At 61.2% G+C, this 18763-nt stretch carries 23 protein-coding genes and 1 pseudogene; 11 read left to right on the top strand and 13 right to left on the bottom strand.

All coding sequences use genetic code 11. The features are described 5' to 3' along the window. Nucleotides 1-23: 23 nt before the first annotated feature. Nucleotides 24-143, bottom strand: a pseudogene (locus CH256_RS28520) (transposase); the annotation flags it as partial. 242 nt (nt 144-385) lie between these two features. Here CH256_RS28520 and CH256_RS08005 point away from each other — a divergent pair. Continuing rightward, nucleotides 386-940, top strand: coding sequence for a PaaI family thioesterase (locus CH256_RS08005; protein WP_032364186.1), 555 nt, complete (start codon nt 386-388; stop codon nt 938-940). Nucleotides 941-956: 16 nt separating this feature from the next. Here the strand turns inward: CH256_RS08005 and CH256_RS08000 are convergent, their stop codons facing one another. Next, complete coding sequence (locus CH256_RS08000) at nt 957-2432, bottom strand: MFS transporter (RefSeq protein ID WP_371128951.1); 1476 nt, start codon at nt 2430-2432, stop codon at nt 957-959. Nucleotides 2433-2635: 203 nt separating this feature from the next. Here CH256_RS08000 and CH256_RS07995 point away from each other — a divergent pair, with 203 nt between their 5' ends. After that, nucleotides 2636-3340 carry a TetR/AcrR family transcriptional regulator gene (locus CH256_RS07995; RefSeq protein WP_032364248.1) on the top strand — a complete coding sequence of 235 codons (705 nt, stop codon included), beginning with the start codon at nt 2636-2638 and terminating at the stop codon, nt 3338-3340. 54 nt (nt 3341-3394) lie between these two features. On the opposite strand, the gene CH256_RS07990 is transcribed toward CH256_RS07995, so the two are convergent. From CH256_RS07990 to msrB, 3 genes are all read right to left on the bottom strand, one after another. Beyond that, nucleotides 3395-3784 carry a TetR/AcrR family transcriptional regulator gene (locus tag CH256_RS07990; protein WP_179272030.1) on the bottom strand — a complete coding sequence of 130 codons (390 nt, stop codon included), beginning with the start codon at nt 3782-3784 and terminating at the stop codon, nt 3395-3397. Nucleotides 3785-3871: 87 nt separating this feature from the next. Next, the gene (gene msrA, locus CH256_RS07985) at nt 3872-4432 is read right to left on the bottom strand and encodes a peptide-methionine (S)-S-oxide reductase MsrA (RefSeq protein ID WP_032385464.1); all 561 of its coding nucleotides are present in this window, start codon (nt 4430-4432) and stop codon (nt 3872-3874) included. Then, nucleotides 4429-4902: a peptide-methionine (R)-S-oxide reductase MsrB gene (msrB, locus tag CH256_RS07980; RefSeq protein ID WP_032385463.1), complete on the bottom strand. Its 474-nt coding sequence runs from the start codon at nt 4900-4902 to the stop codon at nt 4429-4431. Before msrB ends, msrA begins: the two co-directional genes overlap by 4 nt. A 409-nt stretch (nt 4903-5311) precedes the next feature. On the opposite strand from msrB, the gene CH256_RS07975 reads away from it, so the two are divergent. Both CH256_RS07975 and CH256_RS07970 read left to right on the top strand, forming a co-directional pair. Next, entirely contained in the window at nt 5312-5905 is a 594-nt protein-coding gene (locus CH256_RS07975) for a molybdopterin-dependent oxidoreductase (RefSeq protein WP_032385462.1), read from the top strand. Continuing rightward, complete coding sequence (locus CH256_RS07970) at nt 5902-6633, top strand: FAD-binding oxidoreductase (protein WP_170949168.1); 732 nt, start codon at nt 5902-5904, stop codon at nt 6631-6633. The genes CH256_RS07975 and CH256_RS07970 overlap by 4 nt, the downstream gene beginning before the upstream one ends. On the opposite strand, the gene CH256_RS28960 is transcribed toward CH256_RS07970, so the two are convergent. Continuing rightward, nucleotides 6560-6808: a hypothetical protein gene (locus CH256_RS28960; protein ID WP_371828738.1), complete on the bottom strand. Its 249-nt coding sequence runs from the start codon at nt 6806-6808 to the stop codon at nt 6560-6562. The genes CH256_RS07970 and CH256_RS28960 overlap by 74 nt on opposite strands. A gap of 27 nt (nt 6809-6835) precedes the next feature. Further along, nucleotides 6836-7165 carry a DUF1003 domain-containing protein gene (locus CH256_RS28020; RefSeq protein WP_176456964.1) on the bottom strand — a complete coding sequence of 110 codons (330 nt, stop codon included), beginning with the start codon at nt 7163-7165 and terminating at the stop codon, nt 6836-6838. Between CH256_RS28020 and CH256_RS28015 the strand changes: the two genes are divergently transcribed. Beyond that, nucleotides 7164-7307, top strand: a complete 144-nt coding sequence (locus CH256_RS28015; protein ID WP_176456965.1) for a hypothetical protein — start codon at nt 7164-7166, stop codon at nt 7305-7307. The genes CH256_RS28020 and CH256_RS28015 overlap by 2 nt on opposite strands. Nucleotides 7308-7778: 471 nt before the next feature. Continuing rightward, nucleotides 7779-8408: a hypothetical protein gene (locus tag CH256_RS07955; protein WP_052056700.1), complete on the top strand. Its 630-nt coding sequence runs from the start codon at nt 7779-7781 to the stop codon at nt 8406-8408. 202 nt (nt 8409-8610) lie between these two features. On the opposite strand, the gene CH256_RS07950 is transcribed toward CH256_RS07955, so the two are convergent. Then, the gene (locus tag CH256_RS07950; protein WP_032385460.1) at nt 8611-8982 is read right to left on the bottom strand and encodes a histone-like nucleoid-structuring protein Lsr2; all 372 of its coding nucleotides are present in this window, start codon (nt 8980-8982) and stop codon (nt 8611-8613) included. 198 nt (nt 8983-9180) lie between these two features. Here CH256_RS07950 and CH256_RS07945 point away from each other — a divergent pair, with 198 nt between their 5' ends. The 5 genes from CH256_RS07945 to CH256_RS07925 all read left to right on the top strand — a co-directional run bounded on the left by CH256_RS07945 (nt 9181) and on the right by CH256_RS07925 (nt 11929). Beyond that, complete coding sequence (locus CH256_RS07945) at nt 9181-9381, top strand: type II toxin-antitoxin system HicA family toxin (protein WP_008720157.1); 201 nt, start codon at nt 9181-9183, stop codon at nt 9379-9381. Next, entirely contained in the window at nt 9378-9764 is a 387-nt protein-coding gene (locus tag CH256_RS07940) for a hypothetical protein (RefSeq protein ID WP_032385459.1), read from the top strand. Before CH256_RS07945 ends, CH256_RS07940 begins: the two co-directional genes overlap by 4 nt. 71 nt (nt 9765-9835) lie before the next feature. Further along, a complete protein-coding gene (locus CH256_RS07935; protein WP_052056699.1) occupies nt 9836-10615 on the top strand; it encodes a DUF6924 domain-containing protein in 780 nt (259 codons plus the stop codon). Between the two features lie 196 nt (nt 10616-10811). Next, nucleotides 10812-11012, top strand: a complete 201-nt coding sequence (locus tag CH256_RS27615) for a hypothetical protein (protein WP_094724361.1) — start codon at nt 10812-10814, stop codon at nt 11010-11012. A 65-nt stretch (nt 11013-11077) separates the two neighbouring features. Next, nucleotides 11078-11929: a hypothetical protein gene (locus CH256_RS07925; RefSeq protein ID WP_094622985.1), complete on the top strand. Its 852-nt coding sequence runs from the start codon at nt 11078-11080 to the stop codon at nt 11927-11929. Nucleotides 11930-12288: 359 nt separating this feature from the next. On the opposite strand, the gene CH256_RS07920 is transcribed toward CH256_RS07925, so the two are convergent. The 5 genes from CH256_RS07920 to CH256_RS27610 form a co-directional block, all read right to left on the bottom strand. Beyond that, complete coding sequence (locus CH256_RS07920; RefSeq protein ID WP_008720607.1) at nt 12289-12786, bottom strand: hypothetical protein; 498 nt, start codon at nt 12784-12786, stop codon at nt 12289-12291. Nucleotides 12787-12946: 160 nt separating this feature from the next. Further along, nucleotides 12947-14056 (bottom strand): matrixin family metalloprotease, encoded by a 1110-nt coding sequence (locus tag CH256_RS07915; RefSeq protein WP_094610794.1) that lies wholly within the window; start codon nt 14054-14056, stop codon nt 12947-12949. Nucleotides 14057-14767: 711 nt separating this feature from the next. Next, nucleotides 14768-15202 (bottom strand): hypothetical protein, encoded by a 435-nt coding sequence (locus CH256_RS07910; RefSeq protein WP_094610795.1) that lies wholly within the window; start codon nt 15200-15202, stop codon nt 14768-14770. Continuing rightward, nucleotides 15199-17292, bottom strand: coding sequence for a hypothetical protein (locus CH256_RS28350; protein ID WP_032386825.1), 2094 nt, complete (start codon nt 17290-17292; stop codon nt 15199-15201). Before CH256_RS28350 ends, CH256_RS07910 begins: the two co-directional genes overlap by 4 nt. After that, nucleotides 17289-18374, bottom strand: coding sequence for a hypothetical protein (locus CH256_RS27610; protein WP_141216343.1), 1086 nt, complete (start codon nt 18372-18374; stop codon nt 17289-17291). Before CH256_RS27610 ends, CH256_RS28350 begins: the two co-directional genes overlap by 4 nt. Nucleotides 18375-18763: the final 389 nt, after the last annotated feature.

The following is an 18763-nucleotide window of genomic DNA, read 5'->3' as shown; positions in this document are numbered from 1 at the left end:
GGGGCGCATCGCACTGTGCTGCAGCTGTCGTCGCCGACACCGTACGCCCTGGCGACCTCACTGATCGGCTTGGAAGAGTCGATGACCTCTCGGCACAGTTCGTCTTTGAACTCGGTGCTGAAAGATCGACGCGATCTGCTCATGCTTGTAGATCCCTATTCCAAGCGGGTCTAGTGTCCGAATCCCTGGGCCGATCAGATCACGACGCCAGCCACTGGGCTGCGGGGTGGATGACCCTCATCTGCAACCTCGCCGACGTTTTCAACGCGCGGTTCACTTCTGACATAGTGCAGTTTATCTATCGAAACTAACAGCGGTGCAGGCCGAGCGCACGATGACGCGACAGACTCGGCACAATTTTTTTTCACGACAGAGAGGTCCGACCATGAAAAGAGTTCCGGACGAGGTCAGCGGGTCGGCCGGCCCGGCTGTCGAGAACTGGGCGCGCTCGTTCTGGAGCACGAGTTTCGACTCGCCTGATCTACCGCCCCACCACCCCGACTGTCTTGGTTGTGGGCCGCAGAACCCGCACGGCCACGCCCTGTCGGTCCAGCGTGACGAGAACGGCGTGGTGGCTCACCATGTGTTCGATCAACGTCATGTCGGGGCACCCGGGATAGCACACGGAGGCGCGGTGGCGACCGTTCTCGACGATCTGTTCGGCTTCCTGCTCTACACAGTGGGTGAGCTCGCCGTGACGCGGCGTCTCGAGCTCGACTACCTGGCGCCGGTTCTGCTCGGCACTCCATACGTATTGCGTGCTGCCGTTCGGTCTCGTGATGGGCGCAAACTGGATCTCACGGCCACGATGGACGATGCGCAGGGCCGCTCGGTAGCCACCGCTACTGCCCTGTTCGTGGTGGTCGAGGTCGAACACTTCATGCAGTCCCAAGCCCGAGCCCAACTCCGGGCCACGGACACGAATCACACCGAAGAATAGACACCCTGGCCGACCTTCACCGACGTCCATCACCCGCGGTGGCTGTCGTACGGCTGCGTCTACCTGGCGCAAAGACGGCGAGGACGAGTGCCCCAGCGGCGGTCAGCGCCGCCAACGACAGTGTCGCCTGACCACTTCCGTGTACGAATGCGGCTCTGGCGAACTCGGCCAGCGGCTGACCAGCTGGTCCTGCGCGGTCGGCGACCTGTAACGCGGCGGCCAGAGAATCGGCCACCGGACCACGGGCAGGCTCGGGTAGCTGGGGCAGAGCCGGCTGAATGTGCTGAACGTAACCGGCCGCGAGCACGCTACCGGCTACCGCAATCCCAATCGCGGCACCGATTTCGCGAGCTGCGTCGTTGACCGCGGCAGCCACCCCGTGCTTGGCCTCAGGAGTGTCCGAGACGATGGCGAAAGTCGCAGGGGCGGTACACAACCCCAAACCCGCACTCATGATGAGCAAGGGCCACAGCAGGTCAGGGTAAGTCGCCGCGACGGTCAGTCTGCTCACCATCACCAGTCCCGCCGCGATGGTGAGCAGACCTACAGTGGTCATCACCCGCAGCCCAACAATGTTCGACAGCCAGGGTGCAATCACCGAGATCACGATGAGCGGCACGACCATAGGGGTCAACGCCAACGCGGCGGTGAGCGGTCCATAACCGAGAATCAACTGCAGATACTGCACCAACAGCAAGAACACCCCGAAGGTCACCAGAAATTGGATACAGACAGACAGCGCGCCGGCACCGAAACCACGGCGGGCGAACAACCGGACATCGAGTAGGGGTGCCGAGGAACGTAGTTCTACGACGACGAACACCGCAACCGCAAACAAGCCCACCGCAGTGCTGATGGCGACGAGCGAATCCGACCAGCCACGGGCCGGAACCTCGATCACAGCGAAGACGATCGCCCCGACCGCGACAACTACGGTCACCGCGCCCACCCAATCGACCGGTGGATGCTCCTGCTGGCGGGACTCCGCGATACTGCATGCCAACCCGGCCAGAACCGCTCCGGCGACGGTCAACCCGACGAACACCGAGGTCCACGACCACTGCTCGAGCAGCACACCAGCCCCGAGGATGCCCAGGACCGCCCCGGATCCAGCAACCCCGGCCCACACACCTACAGCGCGGCCGCGATGCGCCGGTGGAAATCCCGCGGTCAGTATCGACAGCGTCGAGGGCATGACCAGCGCCGCACCCGCCCCAGCCAACGCGCGAGCAGCGATCAGCCACGCCGGGTCGGCGAGAAACAAGGGCAATGCCGACGCGAAAGCGAACAACGCCAACCCCGCCACGAGCACCCCCCGGCGACCGTACCGGTCACCGATCGCACCGGCAGGCAGAACGAAGCACGCCAAAACCAACGTATAACCGTCGACTATCCAGGTCAGTTGGGCTTGCGTCGCCCCTGTCGCGACCGCGATCTGGGGCAACGCTGAATACAATGCTGCCATTGCGGCCACCACCAACGCGACTGCCATGCACGACACAATCAACATCCACCACTGGGCACCGCTCCATCGAGCGACGCTGGCAGAGTCGGATCTACGTTCGTTCAACGGCCAGCCTCCCAGTTCGAGACTGATCGTCTCGGTTCGAGACTATTAGTATCACAACTCTGCGGGTGTGACAGAATGATCAATCGAGGACATGTCTTGTCAGTCAAATGGAGCGGAGCCCGTTCATGGTCGACCCTCTCGTTGCAACCGAGGGCTCGGCCGACCCCCGGCTGGCGCGCTCACGTAACCGGTTACTCGAAGCGGCCGGTCAGCTGCTGTCCACCGGCGGTGTGGAGGCGGTCACCGTGGAGGCGGTCACCCGCATGTCGAAGGTTGCACGTGCCACTCTGTACCGACATTTCGGAAGTACCACTGACCTGCTCGCTGCAACCTTCGAGCGACTATTACCCCCAGTCGACACCGATATCGATACCGGTCCGCTACGTGAACGTCTGATTTCGTTGCTCACCACCCAAGCCGACCTCATCGACCAAGCTCCGGTGCAGATGACCACGCTGGCCTGGCTGGCAATGGGGCCCGTCAACAGCGGCGACGCCAGCCGGCGCGATCTCGATCCTGGCGCGGTGGTCTCGCTTCGGGCCCGTGTCATAGAGCAATACCGCAGGTCCCTGGATCAGATCCTGACGGCGCCTGACGCTCGCGCTGTGCTCGGCGAGATCGACACCACCTTCGCCCTCATTCAGCTCCTCGGACCGATAGTGTTCGCTCGCCTCACAGGACTGCGCCACATCCACGCCGACGACTGCATCCAAATCGTCGACAACTTTCTCGCCGCCCATGCCGCAAGTGTCCGATCGAGCACTTCGCGCGACAACAGCCGTCCATGGCCGGCCGCGGCGCTAGACCCGCAGCTCACCGACGGCCAGTAAAACTTGATGGGAAATTTCACCATCAATGCGCTATCCAGTCAGGGATCGCAGCGCTCACTGGATAAGGCCGGACGTGTGCTCGAGAACTCGGAGTTGCACTGCAGTGCACTTCTGACATCGTGCAGCCGTCTTCTGAAACTGACAGTCACGCCACAGTTCGAGTCCGCGAAATGACTCGATCCTCTCGAGACGACGGCGCTGTTGTGACAGCACTGCGTCGGCGCGGACCTCGACGACTGCCAACACAAGTGCGCGCTTTCCGGCGAAGTGCTGGTAGAGCTGTGACTTCGAGGTTTCGCTCGCGGCCCGGACGTCGGCCAGGGTCGTGGAAGCAACACCGCGCTCGTACATCAACTGATCGGCCGCATCGACGATTCGTGCCTTCGTTGCGGCACCGCGCGTGGTCAAGCGGCGCGGGCGAGAGCCGCTAACGCTGTCGGTCATCTCCCCAGGCTAACTACACCGGTGTCGAGATCAGGGCTTCGCGGCCGGGCCGGGCCGAAAGATGGCCCGCGCCCGACCGGACGACCGCTACGCTCCCGCGCCCGACGAACTCCGATCAGGCAGCACCCAACCATCGCGGGGGAAGTGGCAGGTGTAGCCGTTCGGATATTTCTGCAGGTAATCCTGATGCTCGGGCTCAGCCTCCCAGAAAGGGCCGATCGGCTCGATCGTGGTGACCGCCTTACCTGGCCACAAACCCGACGCGTCCACATCGGCGATCGTGTCGCGGGCGATCCGCTCCTGTTCCGGTGTGACGGGGAAGATCGCGGACCGGTAGCTGGTGCCGCGGTCGCCTCGCTGTCGGTTCAGCGTGGTGGGATCGTGGATCTGGAAGAAGAGCGCCAGGATGTCGCGATAGGTCGTCTCTGAGGGGGCGAACACGATCTCGATGGCTTCGGCGTGGCCCGGGTGGTTGCGATACGTCGGATGCTCGTTATGTCCGCCGGTGTATCCGACGCGGGTCCCGAGTACCCCGGGATGACGGCGGATCAGGTCCTGCATCCCCCAGAAGCACCCGCCGGCCAGGACGGCCGTTTCCGCTGTCGCGCCGCTCGTGATCGTCTCGGTGTTGTTGATCTCGTTGGTCATGAGGCCGCTCCGTTCGAGGAATTTTGGTCGGTGTCGAACAACGTGGCGAAGTCGCCGTACCCTTCTTCGACCAGCCTGGAAGCGGGTACGAAGCGCATTGCGGCCGAGTTCATGCAGTACCTCTGGCCGCCGGGTTTCGGTCCGTCAGGGAACACGTGCCCGAGGTGGCTGTCGGCACCTGCCGAGCGCACCTCTGTGCGGCTCATCCCGTATGTCCGATCCACCTCGGTCGTAACGGCGGCGGCGTCGATGGGGGCGGTGAAACTGGGCCATCCTGTGCCGCTGTCGTATTTGGCGGTGGACGAGAACAGCGGCTGACCCGAGACGATGTCGACGTAGATGCCCGGTTCGTGGTGGTCCCAGTACTCGTTGCGGAACGCCGGCTCGGTCCCGCCCTGCTGCGTCACCCGAAGTTGCATGTCGTTGAGGCGGCTGACCGACTCAGGAGTCTTGCGGTAGTCGTTCGTCATCACGTGGGCTCCTCCTTGCGAATGGCGCGGCGGCCGCGCCATCGTATCGTTTAACGGACCTATGGGTCCAGATATTCCTGGCTATCTGCCGTAAGCTCCAGGCTGGATCGAAAGTGAGAAACCCGTTGGAAAAGCAATATTCGCCGCGAAAGTCCTAGGTTTTCCGATATATTCCAGTCACAAAACTGGACCCCAAAGTCCATATTTGGGTACTTAAACAGGAAGGGGACCGTGAGCTGCGCGAGGACCCGCGCCGAGGGCGTTCGCCGAGGAGCTCAACCGTTCCCCGACACGGCTGTCGGAGCACGACTCCAGACTTCCGGTCCAACTCGACGCTCGGTGATATGAAACAGTTTTCGGTTCCGTTCGCGTAGGCCGCGGTAGTGAATGCCCGAGGAAAGGTGCAGTCGTGGGAGTTATCAACAGTGGTTTCGGAAATCAGCGAAGGTCCACCGACGCTCGACTGCCCCCCGGGCAGACCCTCGCCCACGACTGGCCGGTGCTCTCGATAGAACCGACGCCGGCAATCGACGAGAGCCAATGGAGCTTTACGATCACGACCGAGGACAAAGTCGCACACCGGTGGAACTGGCATGAGCTGCAGAAGGTGGGCGTCGAGAACATCGTCACCGATATTCACTGCGTCACTCACTGGACCAAGCTGGACATGGCCTGGCGGGGTGTTTCGTTGGACCTGTTGTTCGACGATGTCGAGACCAGCTGCGACTACGTGATGGTTCATAGCTCCGGCGGTTACACCACGAACCTGCCGCTCGAAGATCTCCTCGATGGGCAGGCCTGGATAGCCACCGAGGCGGAAGGAGAACCACTCACACCCGAACATGGCGGTCCGGCCCGACTCCTGGTGCCCCACCTCTACTTCTGGAAGAGCGCGAAGTGGGTTCTCGGAATGGAGATGTTGCCCTCGGACGAACCGGGGTTCTGGGAACAGAACGGCTACCACCTTCGGGGCGACCCATGGCGGGAAGAGCGCTACTCGTGACAACCTCGAGCGGCGTCCAGTGGCATCTCGGGCGGGTGATCAGTCGGCGTTTCGAGAATCCATCGGCCGTGCGCCTCGAATTGGATGTGCCGACGTGGCCCGGTAACGACGCCGGAGCTCATGTGGATGTCCGGCTCACGGCACCGGACGGATACCAGGCGTCTCGGTCCTACTCTCTTGCGTCCTCGGGTGAGTCAACTCGCGTGGTTCTGATGGTCCAGGAACTGCCCACGGGCGAGGTGTCACCGTTTCTCGTACGTCACCTCGCGGAGGGTGAGGATGTCGAGGTGCAAGGACCTCTCGGACGCTTTTTCGTCTGGTCCCGCTCCGATACCGACCGCTCTCCTATCCAGCTCATCGCGGGCGGATCCGGAGTCGTGCCGTTGTTCGCGATTGCGTCCGCACGCGAACGCGAGGCGGACAGCTCCGACTGTCGGTTGTTGTACTCGGTCCGCAGTCCGCGAGACGAGATGTTCGCCGACGAGCTCGTAGGGTTGACACGAACTACCGTCGACATCGTGCACACCCGACAGTCCGCACCTGGATTCCAGGAGGGCGGGCGGTTGACCCGGAATACGATCGCCGAGCGGACGTTCGCCGCATCACGGTCTCCGCGCGTATTCGTTTGCGGGCCATCGCCGTTCGTGGAAGCCGTCACCGGGTGGCTTGTCGACCTCGGCCACGATGCAGCGCGGATCCGTACCGAACGATTCGGCGGCAGTTCGTGACTCGAGTCGATGCAAACAGGCACGTCGCCGGGTCGTCGGTATCGGCCTCCTGCCTCAGTTCACCGGAGCGCTGCATTCGCTGCAGACCGTCGGAGAAGTGGCGCTGCCACGCGTCGAAGCCGTCGGCCAGATCCTGCCGGGCCGTCTCCGGAGGGACCGGCGGCTCGTTGGCCATTGATCCGGAAGGGCAACTGTCCGTCTCCTATTTGCAGTCATCACCTTCACAAGTGCGTTCAGGCTCGACCGAAGCATGTAAGGCTCGATCTCGTTCCCATTGTTCGAGGGCGGTGGTGACCGCGGAACCGATCGAGTGCAGGTCGGCCTCGGTGTTCTGTGAAATCACGAAGGTCTCGATGTCTCGCGCGCGGTCACGATCGGACTCGCGGCGTTGAGAAAGCAGGATCAGCGGTCCTTGCAAGGCAGCAATGATCGCCAGAACCGTTCCCAGATAGTCGAGCATGGCTGACGACTCCGGATCGAAGATCGGCCGGATGGCGTTGATCACGAACCACGCAAAGATGGACAGCAACATGATCAGCAGGAAGGGCCAGGATCCGGCGACGCCGGCCACCCACGCCGCAGCCTTGTCTCCGGGGCTGGACCGCGACTCCCTGAACATGCTGAGTTGGTGCCCGCAGTGCGGACACGCGAACATCTCTCGGCCGACGGCATGACCGGAGTGCCCGGACATCTCGTGGCCGTGAATACCGGCAGTCTCAGCGGGGGTGACGGTTTCCGGTGACCGTCGGCCTGTTTCCTCTGGCCGCTCATCGCTCATCGTTGCAGTCCTTCCGGTGCGCTCTCGTCCGCAGTGAACGACTCTTCGACTGCCTGCACGCGGAAGCTACTGTGCCAGCTTTTTGTGGACCGTCAAGTCCAAATTCTGTTATGTTCGGCTTCGTGGCACCAAGTTTCTGTACTGTCTGCATCGCCTCGAAGATCTGCGGGCCGGAAGCCGGTAGGTCACTGCGCGGCGGCGTAACCTCATGACATTGCCCAGCGACCCTTGCCCGCGATCGCACGGTTGCCGCACTGAGCCGGGCAGGAAGCTGGCCTTCGATTCGACCTGTTAGGACGACATGAAGAACCCGGCTACGCCACCTTTTCCTGAGCCTCGACCAGTTGCGGATAGGGGCCCCGACGCCTTGAACGCCCAGATCCTCGGCGTCGAGCACTGGAGCCTTCTCGCCGCTCGGGGGGCACTCTGGCAGGAAATCTTCAGTCGCACGGGAACGTTCCTGGCGATTGTCTCGGCATCCGTCGTTGCCCTTTCGTTGATGGTCCAGGCAACTGGATTCGGGCAGAATTTCAGAGTCATTGCCTCGCTCGTTCTACCGCTGGTTTTGTTAGTTGGGTTGTCGACGTACACGAGGTTGCTAGAAGCTGACCTCGAAGATCTTTGGTTAGTCATTGGTATGAACCGTCTGCGGCACGCGTACCTAGATCTGTTGCCTGGCCTCGAGCCGTACTTCGTCACCGGGTATCACGATGATTGGGCCAGTCTCCTCCAGACATACGGTTTCGGACGGCGCATCGGAGTCCTTCATCTGTTCGGCGGATCCGCCGTCATCGTCGGAGTCGTGAACTCCATGATCAGTGGCGTGATTGCAGTGGTGATTGCGACCATTTGTGGTGCCGCGGATTGGCTGCAGATCGTCACCGGTGTCATGGTCGCCGTCTTTGTTGCGTTTATTCTCATCTCGACATTTGTGAAGAGGCTGCGCCGATTCCGGCGGGAGTTTGTTCCCAGGTTCCCCAAGCCCGCGGCTGACTGATCGGTGAACTTCACCTCGTTTCGTCTGCTGGCATTCAAGCGGGGGTCTGCAGGAGCGGGGCCCGCAAATGACGGCGTATCCGTAGTTGCGAAGGAAGGAAGGCTCGAACATGACAACGCTCGGTGGTGTGCAAGTACAGCCTGTCGATCGACGGTCAGGCCGGATACACCGTCGAGTTCGCGCGGTGATCCTGAAGTAATGATCAGTGTGCAGCGTTGAATGCGTCTTCGATAGCAGCGGGAATGCGGCCGCGATCGCTGATCTCGTAACCGTTGTCTGCGGCCCACTGCCGGACAGCTCTGGTCTGAGCCGGATTACGTGTGGCCCCGCTGTTCGAGGGTGCAGCAGATGGAGCCGTGGAGGTGGGGGAGTGCCGACGCTTACGCCCGCCGACGCGGGTCGCGTGCTCGATGTAGTAGCCGATCTTGCGGTGAAACTCGCTGGCGTTCTTTGCCTTCAGGTCTACGAGGTAGTCGACGCCGTTGACGGAGAATTCGATTGTCTCGCCTGATTCGTCGTCGATGACCGAGCCGTCGATATCGTCGACCAATTGGGTGAATATTTTTTTCGCCACGGTTCTATGCGGCCTCTCTCGAATGGAAACACATTGCTGTCGACTGCCACTCTAACCAGACCGAACCCGCAGGCAGATGCACCAGATGAGGAAATGCGTAATAGGCACTTCCTCCCGTGTCGACCACGCCACCGCTACTCGACCTTATTTCGTCTAGTCGACTTGACTAGAAAATGTCCAATCGACTAGACTAAAGTCATGGTTACCGAGCAGCCCACGCGGAAAGTGGTCAAGGCCCTCAAAGCGGCCGGGTTCACCTCGGTCCGCACGGTCGGATCGCACAGCACGTGGGTCTCGGCCGACGGCGCAGTCAAAGTGACTGTGCCCGATGGGCACCGGACGATCTCGCCCGGTGTCTACCGCAAGATCCTCGCAGCCATGAAGGAGGCACAGCAGTGAGCAAAACTTACACGGTGTCGGTGACCCGAGACGGCAAGTGGTGGATGATCGCCGTCCCCGAACTCGACGCCCTCACTCAAGCCCGTCGCATCGACGATGTCCACACCGCAGCGAAAGAACTCATCGCCCTCGAAACCGGAGTCGCCCTCGCCGATGTCGAGATCGAGCAGCACATCCAGCTCGAACCCGGGGGAGAGGATCTCGCGGTCCACATCGCCGAGATCGCGACACAGCGAGCACGTCTGGCCGAGGACGAAGCCCGCGTCAAAGCCAGCACCGAGGCCTTCGCGAAGAAGCTCGCCACCGCTCAGGTACCCGTCCGAGATATCGGATCGCTTCTCGGCGTGACATTTCAGCGAGCCAGCCAACTCGTCAACAATTGACCTGAGCATCGAATGTTCGGTCCCTCGCAACTGCATCGGTTTCACGGTTGTGAACGACTAGAGTCGGTGCCATGCCAACTCTGCCAGAGGGCCAATCCCTGCTCATCCGTACGTACTTCGGCGATGACGGTGCCTGGGCGCAGGTTGCGCGAGATGCCCAGGCGTCGCACGTGCAAGACAGTGGTTATGAGGCTCAAGCCTTTCTGACGACGGTCGACGACCCGGAGTTTGCCGACATGTCGGTGTCACGCATTGTCGGCTTGGTGGAATCTCCGCCGCCGGACTATCTCTTCGTAGTCGACCAGCGGGCATGTGACGAGCCGGAACATCCAGTGCTCGTTGTGGATACAAGTGCCGATCCGGACGATGAGGCAGCTACTTTTCGGGTTGTACCGAGCAGGCTTGCGGTAATCGAGAACAACTTGTCTATCGCAAATCTGAGCTTCGACGACCTCCGTTCCGGCGCGGACCTGGATGGGGTGTACCGCGGTGCCGGAGCAGTGCAAACTATAGAAAAGCCGCAGGTCCGAAGCGAGGATTTGATCGCCGCAGCAGACAACGCAGACGACTCGCCGACGGTCCAGCAACTGCGAGAGGATCTGAGAAAAAGGTCAGTACCGGTTTGGCCGGCGATGGTCGTCACCGATCTGCGGGACAGGTACGACGCGATTGCAGGAGGGACCTACAACTCGGAACTGACCATCGGATACGACGAGACCCTTCAGGTTCTTGCTCGGGGCGGCTCGGGGTTGGGAATCCACTTCGCGCTCGTCGACAGCTACTGGTCCATCTACCTGGACTCGGACAGTCTGAGCTTGCTGGCCGCCATGAAAGTGATCTATCCGTCGTGACCGCCGCCCGCACGGGATTTTATGAGCGGCCATAAAGACACCAGGGGCGCGCCGGTCCCTGAATCTAGCCAGGGACCGGCTCGCCACGGCGAGCAGGATCAGGAAATGGTGAACTCGCGCGCCTCCGTTACGACGGCTCTGACGACCTGATCTACGACACGGGAACCGCGCCCGGCGCTGCTGCGTCGAACTAGACATGGACCCAGACGAACGCGCCGCCATCATCGACGAGGGCTACGACCCCGACGACCCGGCCGTGCGCGCGGACCTCGATCACGTCAGGCGTCTGCTCGCCGAACATCGCCACCTGACGGCCGACCCCGAACTCTCCCTCGACCACCTCGCGAACGCCGCTAGGGTTCGCGAACCAGGGCCAGCTTCGGGCACACGCAGGTAGTTCGACATCGAACGTATGTTCGCATAGATTGAGGGCACTGATCCGTTCGGCGAAAGGTCGCACTCATGGCCGGTATCGCCGACACGATCCCCGACCTGACCAACCTGGACAAGGCTGCACAGCTCGCCGCTCTTCGCCGCAGCATGGCCGCGATCCCCGGACGCCGCGACCACGCACCAGTCGACTCCGACGACTCGCCCGCATTCGCCCCCTCGCAGCCGAACGCGCAGGCCGCCGCGACCGACGGCGATGAGCGGGCCCTGAGCGGCCCCGTGCGCTCACGAACCCTCAAAACCCTGCCGGTGCCCATGCCGCTGTCGGAACTGCTGCCACGCGGCGCGCTGGCCCGTGGAACGGCCCTGTCGATCACCGGTGCCGGATCGATTCTCGTCGGACTCGTCGCCACCGCCACCGCGGCCGGCCACCACGTCGCCCTGATCGGTCAACCCAAGTTCGGGCTCCTCGCCGTCCACGAACACGGCGGGGACTTGTCGAAGATCGCCCTGATCGACCCCGGTCAAGCAGACCCTCTCGACGCCGCCAATATCTGCATCGATGGGATCGATCTGGTCATCAGCACCGTCCACGGTCGCGACGTACCACCGACCCGCGCACGTGCCCTGCTGGCCCGAAACCGCACTCACGCAGGGGTATTCGCGATCACGGACGGTCGAATGCCTGGTCTCGATCTGACGATTTTCTCTCGGCCGGTCGGCTACGGCGGCATCGAGCAAGGCAGGGGCCGCATCGGCTCGATCACACTCGAGACCACCGTCCACGGACGCGGAATCACCCAGCGCACAGGCCGCTACACCCTCACCGCACCGATGTTCGGCGAACACGGCTTGCGCTGGGCCCCCGCGGTCACCGACGCAGTCGCCGAACATGGGCCGCACCGATTGGCGGTCGCACAATGACCCCCGACCTGTACGAGAACTGGCCCGTGAGCTTCGATCCCCCCACGCGCCGCATCGTCGATCCACCTCGGAGAGTCCTGGTCAACATATTGTAGACGGGGTTTGCCTCTGACCACTGTGCATCCGATTAGTCTCCCGCTGTTTCGGGCCATCACCAACGAGGTTCGATACCTGCCCGAATCAGGCTCGGACCATGAGCTGCCGCTGTAGCGGAGCCAACGCGGATGAGGATTTGGCCCGTCGACAGCCAAGACAGGCTAAAACGTCAGTGCAGTTCGGGAATAAGGCATACACCCCCGAACTGCACTGGTGGGACGTGAAGATCAGCTTCCGGTCCAGTCGACTGAAGTCACACACACCTACCTTGGTGGCACTGGCGGTTCGGAGCTGACGGGCTCCGATTCGCGGTTCGGATCGAACGGAATCTCGTTGTCGATGGCATCTCGCATTGTTGCGACCGGCGCTGGCTCATCGGTTGATCGCCGCGCAGTTCCATCGCTGACGGCAGCAACTTCCTCTGCTGACAACGTCACTTTGCCCGCGCGTGGAGCGACCGTGTACCAGTTTTCGGACGGCAAGAAGCCAGCCGACATAAGGTATGTTGCTCCCGGCTCGATCAGTGGGTCATCGTCCAGTAAGTACAACGTACCGTCGGTGCCATACCCGCCTTGCTGATTGACGAGTATTTGGCCCGCGACGTCACCCTTTAGGGTCTGAAGCACCTCAACAGAAAACTGCGTCTCGGGAAACGGCCCAACTGCCTTCGTACCGACTTGCTCAATCACTGTTCCGACGAAGACCGCGTCGGCCCAACCGGCAAGCTGCTGAGGGTCTGTCACATCGAAAGCCGAGTCCATTTCCACTGCTTGTGTGCGCGTAGTCACGCTGGCAGTCGCGCCAGCATCTCCAGGTTGCGTGCCTGCCGAAGTGCTGCAGCCAACTAATACAATGCAGGCGAATAAGCTCGCAACGCCCACCCTGCCGTACTTTGATCCTAAACTTCTGACCTTCATCATGTCATCCCCAGAGTTGACGGTAGGCGGCTTGATCCATGAACTGCGGCGCAAAAACCGATGAGTTTGAAATCGGATCCATCAGCTGACTTTTGCAGTTGTGCGCCAAACCGAGCGCATGACCCATCTCGTGTGTCATAACGTTCCGTTGATTACTGGCGTTACCGAGCTTCGCTGTATTCATTTGAATAGTGTCCACCCCAAAGTCGGTGTTGCTGTATAGCCCGGCCCATGTGACGTCCGGACGGTTGGCGTCGGAAATTTCCACATTAGTGAGCGTCGGGTTCACAGGGTCATAGGGGGTAACCTGGACGCTCCCAAGTGCATTCCAAGCAGTGGATGCCTGCGAAATTGCGGTCGTGTATTGGGAAGATGACTGATAGGTGAGTTTGGAGAAGAGGACCGAGCTGTAGCCCAATGTCGGCGGCTTGCGTCCTGACGTCAGATACTGGCCGTTCTGGAAGTTCTGTCCGGAAGCGCCATATGACTCGTAACCATCATTGGACGTTGTTCCATCTTGACACAGGTACTCATCACTGCTCGGGAAGCCCAAGGGTCCAAGCTCGTAATTCTGCGCAGCCCACTGATCGCGAATGTTCCCCCAGGTGGCATAGGCGGATGTGGCTCCGAACTTGTATGTAATCGCGCCGCCCTGGAAGTTGTTGTATCGCCCGCCCGAAGCAGGGCTCTCACGTGTGACCGGGTAGCCGAGTCGTCCACGTTCGTCGCTTCGCTTCTCGTATTGATACGGGCCGTTGACATACGTTCTGTACTGACGCGATGGCAAATTGAGCCACTTGTTCATGATCAAGCCGCCGATTTGACGACCTTTATTTGGGTCGACATTTGGCGACCAGTAAATGCGATTCGTGAACCCGAATTCCTGCCACCGCCCCTCGTTGCTGTTTCCTGCCCAGAGCTCGCCACTGGTGGGTTCTCCGATACTCGAGGTGCCGCCTTGGCCGTATTGGTTAGCGCCCGAAAGGAAATCGATAAATTCGCGTTCGATGGAGCCGAGGACCCACTGGTTGTTGCGAAATTGATCGGCGTTCGCAACGCCAGGTGTAGAAACTAGCAATGCAAGGGATGTAATTAACGCACCGATAAGTGACATTCTTCGAGCGACAATTTAGTTTCGCGTCCGATGCTGCCTGAAGCGGACATTGATCAATGGGCTTGGATCGCCAATATGCGACTTGAGAGGTAACCTGCTCGGTTTCATGGAGCTCCCACAGTGAAGGGCATCAAGGACGAACCGAACAGTACGGTCAGTTTGCCCACCGTTGGAGAGGCACGCGAACACGAGTTTGGTCACAATTCGGTCACCGTGACCGCCGCCAACTCGACGGCGGCTAGACTTCGAACGCATGAGCAATACAGGTTCTCGGTGGCTACGGCCAGCTGTCCTGCTGGTTCTAGTCGGCGTCTTGCTCGTTGGTGTTGCTTTTGGGGCGACCAGCCAGATTGGGCTCGGTCGCTCGGCCTCAGAGATTTGCGAGAATGCTTATCCGGGGGCTGTCGACGTCGAGTCCAGTCGTCCCCTTCTACCGCTGGTCGTCGTGCGTTGCGCTGCACAGGATTTTGACACGCGTGTGGAGACTCATGAATTTGACCCGCTGTCAACGCTTGTCCTCATGGCTGGGATCGCAAGCATTGTCGTTGGTGTATCTGCCGTCCGACGTCAAAAGCTGAACGAGTCATCTCAAAAAGGACAGCGGTGAACATACTCGGTGGTCTGGTCTGATTCGCTGTGTGAGAACTCGAATCAATTCTGGTCAGAGGATACTTCCTCCCCGACGCCAGTATCTTGCAGCTTTATCGAGGCTTAGCGGTCCTGCCGGCCACACGCGCCCACGACAGCGTCCGCGGAGTTCGAGCGTGACTGCAGGGAGATCACCCCTGACGTTGTTTCCAGTTCTTTCCGTAGGGCGTGGTTGTCGAGTGTTAGCCGCTGGATGACGGCCAGTGCGAGGGTGAGGTCTTGAGTCAGCGCCGCGTTGTCTCGTTGCACGCGCTTGTTGGAGGCAAGGAGTTCGGTCCGGTCGTCATGCCGTGTGGCGACGGGAGCTGCGACGGAAGCGGCTCTGAGTTCGGCAGCGATAGCGGGGTAGTGCCGCCAGAAGGTTGCGTTGGACAGACCCAGTCGACGGGCAAGGCCGATGACAGTGGCGCGGCCGCCGGCCGATGCTGCGTCTTCGAGGTGCTCTGTCATCACTCGACGGACGTCCTGCTCGCTCGGGAGGTCGATGCGTTTACTCATCGGATTGAGTTCGGATCGTGTCGGTCGACGAACTGATTTATCTGCTCACTCCGTTGCCGTAGTCGATGCTGCAGCAACGGAGGCAGCGACGGTGTTCGTTCGAGCTCGCGCTCGATATCGGAGCTCTCCGAACGCAACTCGTCGAGGTTGCCTGAGGTGAGCGCGACGTTGCGGCATTCGAGCGGTCGACAATCACCGAGCGTCGGCGCGTTCTGGCCCGAAAGGTTCTGTGCGCGTGTGCACAGTGCCTTGTCCGGATCGTAGACGCAGGTGGCGTATCGGCCTGGATAGATTGCTGGGTCGAATCGGCGTATCAAGCGGTCGTGCCGACGCCGGTCGGTGACGACCTGTCCTTGGTATCGGATATTCGACTCGAGCTCGCTCAGACGTCGGCGGGCTTCGTCGGCGGCGGGTCCAACGAGATCGGTGTGTTCATGGGTATCGATCATTGCCATCAGACCCTCCCCTCGGGCAAGGGCCACCTCTGACTCGACTTCGGCGCGGAAACCGCTATCCGATGTGCCGGCGTAGCCCTCGAACATCTGGACAGCTTGGTGGCGATATTGAATTGCTCCGGCAATGGATCCGCCGGGTTGGCGTGCGATGAACCAGGCGAGCGTTCGTCTGAACTGGCGGGTTGTCAGCCGCCAGGTTTGGGCATTCACAGCCGGTATGTTCTCTGCGAGACCATGTGCGCGACAATAGCCGTCGATCCAGGACACCAGATTGTTGATGTGGTCGTTCGTGGTCTTGGTCAAATTGACGTGGGCGGCGGTTTTGCCGATCCGCACTGCGGTGCCATGAGTTGAGGGTGCGAACAGCCGGGTTTCGTTACCGGGTTGGAGGAGTTCGAGGACCGCCACGGCGCGGGCGGCCGGAGCGCCGACAACCCAGGTCACTTGCACTCCGGTGGGGTCGCGTTCACCTTTGAACGCGAGGCTGGTCATCATCCACCGGTAGGGCCTGCCGTGAGGGTCACGTTTGACGCTGATGCAGCCCCGCTGCAGATGCTTGATCTCGCTGTCACGCATGCCGGACAGGAACGCAATAATGACGTAGCAGGCTGCGCTCAGCGCCGACAGCAGGTGCAAGATCCCGGCTTGACGATCACGTCGATTGAACAGGATGCGGTCGATCCAGGGGGACCCGTTGATCCGTCCGTTGATCACCACGTCACACGAGACGTCGTTGTCGACCCCGACCAGTCGAGCTGTGTCTTCGATGAGGTGGCGGTAGGTCCGCAAGGTCGTGCGATCGCATCCAAGCATGCGGGACAGGTGGCGAATGCTCGGTTGTCCGTTATGCCCCGGTAGTGGGCGGTCCGCGGCACGGTATTCAGCTATGAGTTGGTCCAGCTCCTCCTTGACCCATCGTCTCGTCTTGGGCGGAATTGACCCTTGTCCCAATCGAACTCGTCGCCACTCGCGGTCTGCCGCGAGAATGTCCGATGCAAACTCATCGACGAATCGCAGACTCCATGTGAGTAGGGGTCCGAGCACCGCCTCCGGAATTCTGGCGGTCGCGTTGTCTGGTCCGCTCCTGTCGCCGGACTCGCTCCAACCATCGATGTGGTACGGGTCGAAAGTCAGCTGATCGGTAACCATGAGTCCGCGGTAGCGATAGAGCGACCGAACCGAACTGCGATAGCGATCACGAACCGTGAGAGTGGGTTGCGTCGCGAGCAAATGCATTTGGTACGCAATCAAATCGGAAGGTTGCAACTCCGATAGCAGCGGCTGGCGCAGGTTGGGTCGCGAGGCGAGCCAGGAGAAGAAGTGGCGTAGCGTGGGCAACATCGAGGCAATCGTTGCTACCTTCGGTAAGCCGCGTCCTCTGGCGGGTGCAGGCCCGCCCAGTAGCCCGATGAAAAGTTCTTTGGCCACGGTGCGATAGACAGATGGCACGGATGTGAAGTCGAGGATCAGAGCAACATGATGTTGCTGAAAGAAAGCTGGACTGAGATCCCAGACGTCGTCTACGAATCGGGAAGCTCGGCTGAGTTCTGTCTCCGGGCGCACCGGCCGCCCGTTCAATACGCATCGTTCGTCGAACGGATGCGACGTCGACGGTTGAGGGTGGGCGTTGGTCATGTTTGCTCCCATGGTGATTCGACGAGATCGAGAAGTGCATCGGTGGGTTTGATCTCCGTTGCCGCCAGGATCTCGGACCGATTGAACTTCGAGAGAACGTCATGGCGGATGGCCGCCCACGTCGGTCCGTATCGGACCCACCAATCGGCCTCCGACAGCTGATCGCGGCGGGCCGCCAGCGCATCGAGCAATCCGAGCAGTCCAGGAAGGTGATCCGGTGTGACCACGCAGTTTCCGCAGTGAAAGCAGTCGAGAAACGATGCGCGACAGCTTCTCCCGGTGGCGGGATGGTGTTCGTGATCCCGGCACGCTGACCAGGCGGTATCGGCTGCGTCTGCATGCGTCGACGGGGTTTCACCATCGGGATCGGTGGTGGAGCGTTCCGGCTGCACGTTCAGTGTGCCTCCGGCAACGTGCAGCGCTCGTCTGTGTGCTGCCAGAGCGCTCGATTCGGCGTCGCTGACGGCAGCCGCGACAACGGTGTGTGCCCATTCCTGTGTTGTCGGGTCTCCGCGTAGATAGTTCCGGAACAGAACCGGGATGGTGTTGCTCCGGGCAGCGGACGGGAGGTGACCGCCGATCTGTTTGGTACGGCGCACGTCTGCCGTGGTCTTGATCCGGTTGCCGGTGACCGCAAGCGGAGCCGGGGGCGTTCCGTCGACGACGTCAGCGTGGAGGCAATGCCGGGTGCGCCATCCGGCAAGGTTGATTGCTGTTGCGGTCAGTTCGCGAGCGAATGGGTCGAAATGTTCTTCGATACCGCGAAGGCCGGTGTTGTGGCCGCTACGCCAGATCGACCAAACGGATGCGCTGCCAGAAGTGTTCCTGCTGCGAGTGGTCAGTTCGTGTAGCAGTAGGTAGAGACCGCCGGGATAGTGCAGTTCGCGACCCGGTGGCCCGATCTCCCACGTCGCGGTCTCGAACCATCGGTGATTGCCGCGGCGGCGTTTGATGACACGAACTTCGACGGCGCGTGTCTCCAGGATTCTGTGTTCCCAGGGGAGCTCTTTGATGGTTTCGATATTGCGGCCGGTCAGCGCCACCATCAACACGAGCATCGGCGCGAGGTCCCGGATCGTCATATAGAGCCGGCTCGCAAGCTCCAGTCTGACAACGTGCGCGCTGAAGCTCCGGCTCGGGGGTACGACTCCTGATTCCGCAATCGCGACGAGCTCTTTGTCGCCCTCCAAGCCTTCCCGTTCACCCGTTTGTCCTATTGCAGCTTCCGAGAGTCGAATCCGATCGCGCAATGCGGTGATGTCAGACCGAGCGGCTGAGAGAATACGATCGAACTCTCCGTCCGAGTAGCCAGGTTGGCCAATCCGGGTCTGCCCGATCTGGCGGCAGGTGTAGTCGATCACTGATGAATTCACCGTATCGACCAGCGGTGGCAACGTCAGGAACTGTCCGAAAAGTGCGATGCCTCGCCAGGCGTAGACGTCCTTCTGCGTTACTCTGCGCTGGTTGTAGA

The organism is Rhodococcus sp. 05-2254-6 (assembly GCF_002258565.1).
Classification (GTDB): Bacteria; Actinomycetota; Actinomycetes; order Mycobacteriales; family Mycobacteriaceae; genus Rhodococcoides.
The sequence above is the reverse complement of the archived record's forward strand: the minus strand, read 5'-3'. Positions and strand labels throughout refer to the sequence as shown.

Bases quoted from the DNA above. Each gene is read 5' to 3' on its own strand.
- CH256_RS08005 (WP_032364186.1), top strand. From the start codon at position 386: ATGAAAAGAGTTCCGGACGAGGTCAGCGGGTCGGCCGGCCCGGCTGTC.
- CH256_RS08000 (WP_371128951.1), bottom strand. From the start codon at position 2,432: ATGGCAGTCGCGTTGGTGGTGGCCGCAATGGCAGCATTGTATTCAGCG.
- CH256_RS07995 (WP_032364248.1), top strand. From the start codon at position 2,636: ATGGTCGACCCTCTCGTTGCAACCGAGGGCTCGGCCGACCCCCGGCTG.
- CH256_RS07990 (WP_179272030.1), bottom strand. From the start codon at position 3,784: ATGACCGACAGCGTTAGCGGCTCTCGCCCGCGCCGCTTGACCACGCGC.
- msrA (WP_032385464.1), bottom strand. From the start codon at position 4,432: ATGACCAACGAGATCAACAACACCGAGACGATCACGAGCGGCGCGACA.
- msrB (WP_032385463.1), bottom strand. From the start codon at position 4,902: ATGACGAACGACTACCGCAAGACTCCTGAGTCGGTCAGCCGCCTCAAC.
- CH256_RS28960 (WP_371828738.1), bottom strand. From the start codon at position 6,808: ATGGCCAACGAGCCGCCGGTCCCTCCGGAGACGGCCCGGCAGGATCTG.
- CH256_RS28015 (WP_176456965.1), top strand. From the start codon at position 7,164: ATGATCAGCAGGAAGGGCCAGGATCCGGCGACGCCGGCCACCCACGCC.
- CH256_RS28020 (WP_176456964.1), bottom strand. From the start codon at position 7,165: ATGTTGCTGTCCATCTTTGCGTGGTTCGTGATCAACGCCATCCGGCCG.
- CH256_RS07945 (WP_008720157.1), top strand. From the start codon at position 9,181: ATGGTTACCGAGCAGCCCACGCGGAAAGTGGTCAAGGCCCTCAAAGCG.
- CH256_RS07935 (WP_052056699.1), top strand. From the start codon at position 9,836: ATGCCAACTCTGCCAGAGGGCCAATCCCTGCTCATCCGTACGTACTTC.
- CH256_RS27615 (WP_094724361.1), top strand. From the start codon at position 10,812: ATGGACCCAGACGAACGCGCCGCCATCATCGACGAGGGCTACGACCCC.
- CH256_RS07925 (WP_094622985.1), top strand. From the start codon at position 11,078: ATGGCCGGTATCGCCGACACGATCCCCGACCTGACCAACCTGGACAAG.
- CH256_RS07920 (WP_008720607.1), bottom strand. From the start codon at position 12,786: ATGGACTCGGCTTTCGATGTGACAGACCCTCAGCAGCTTGCCGGTTGG.
- CH256_RS07915 (WP_094610794.1), bottom strand. From the start codon at position 14,056: ATGTCACTTATCGGTGCGTTAATTACATCCCTTGCATTGCTAGTTTCT.
- CH256_RS07910 (WP_094610795.1), bottom strand. From the start codon at position 15,202: ATGAGTAAACGCATCGACCTCCCGAGCGAGCAGGACGTCCGTCGAGTG.
- CH256_RS28350 (WP_032386825.1), bottom strand. From the start codon at position 17,292: ATGACCAACGCCCACCCTCAACCGTCGACGTCGCATCCGTTCGACGAA.
- CH256_RS27610 (WP_141216343.1), bottom strand. From the start codon at position 18,374: ATGACGATCCGGGACCTCGCGCCGATGCTCGTGTTGATGGTGGCGCTG.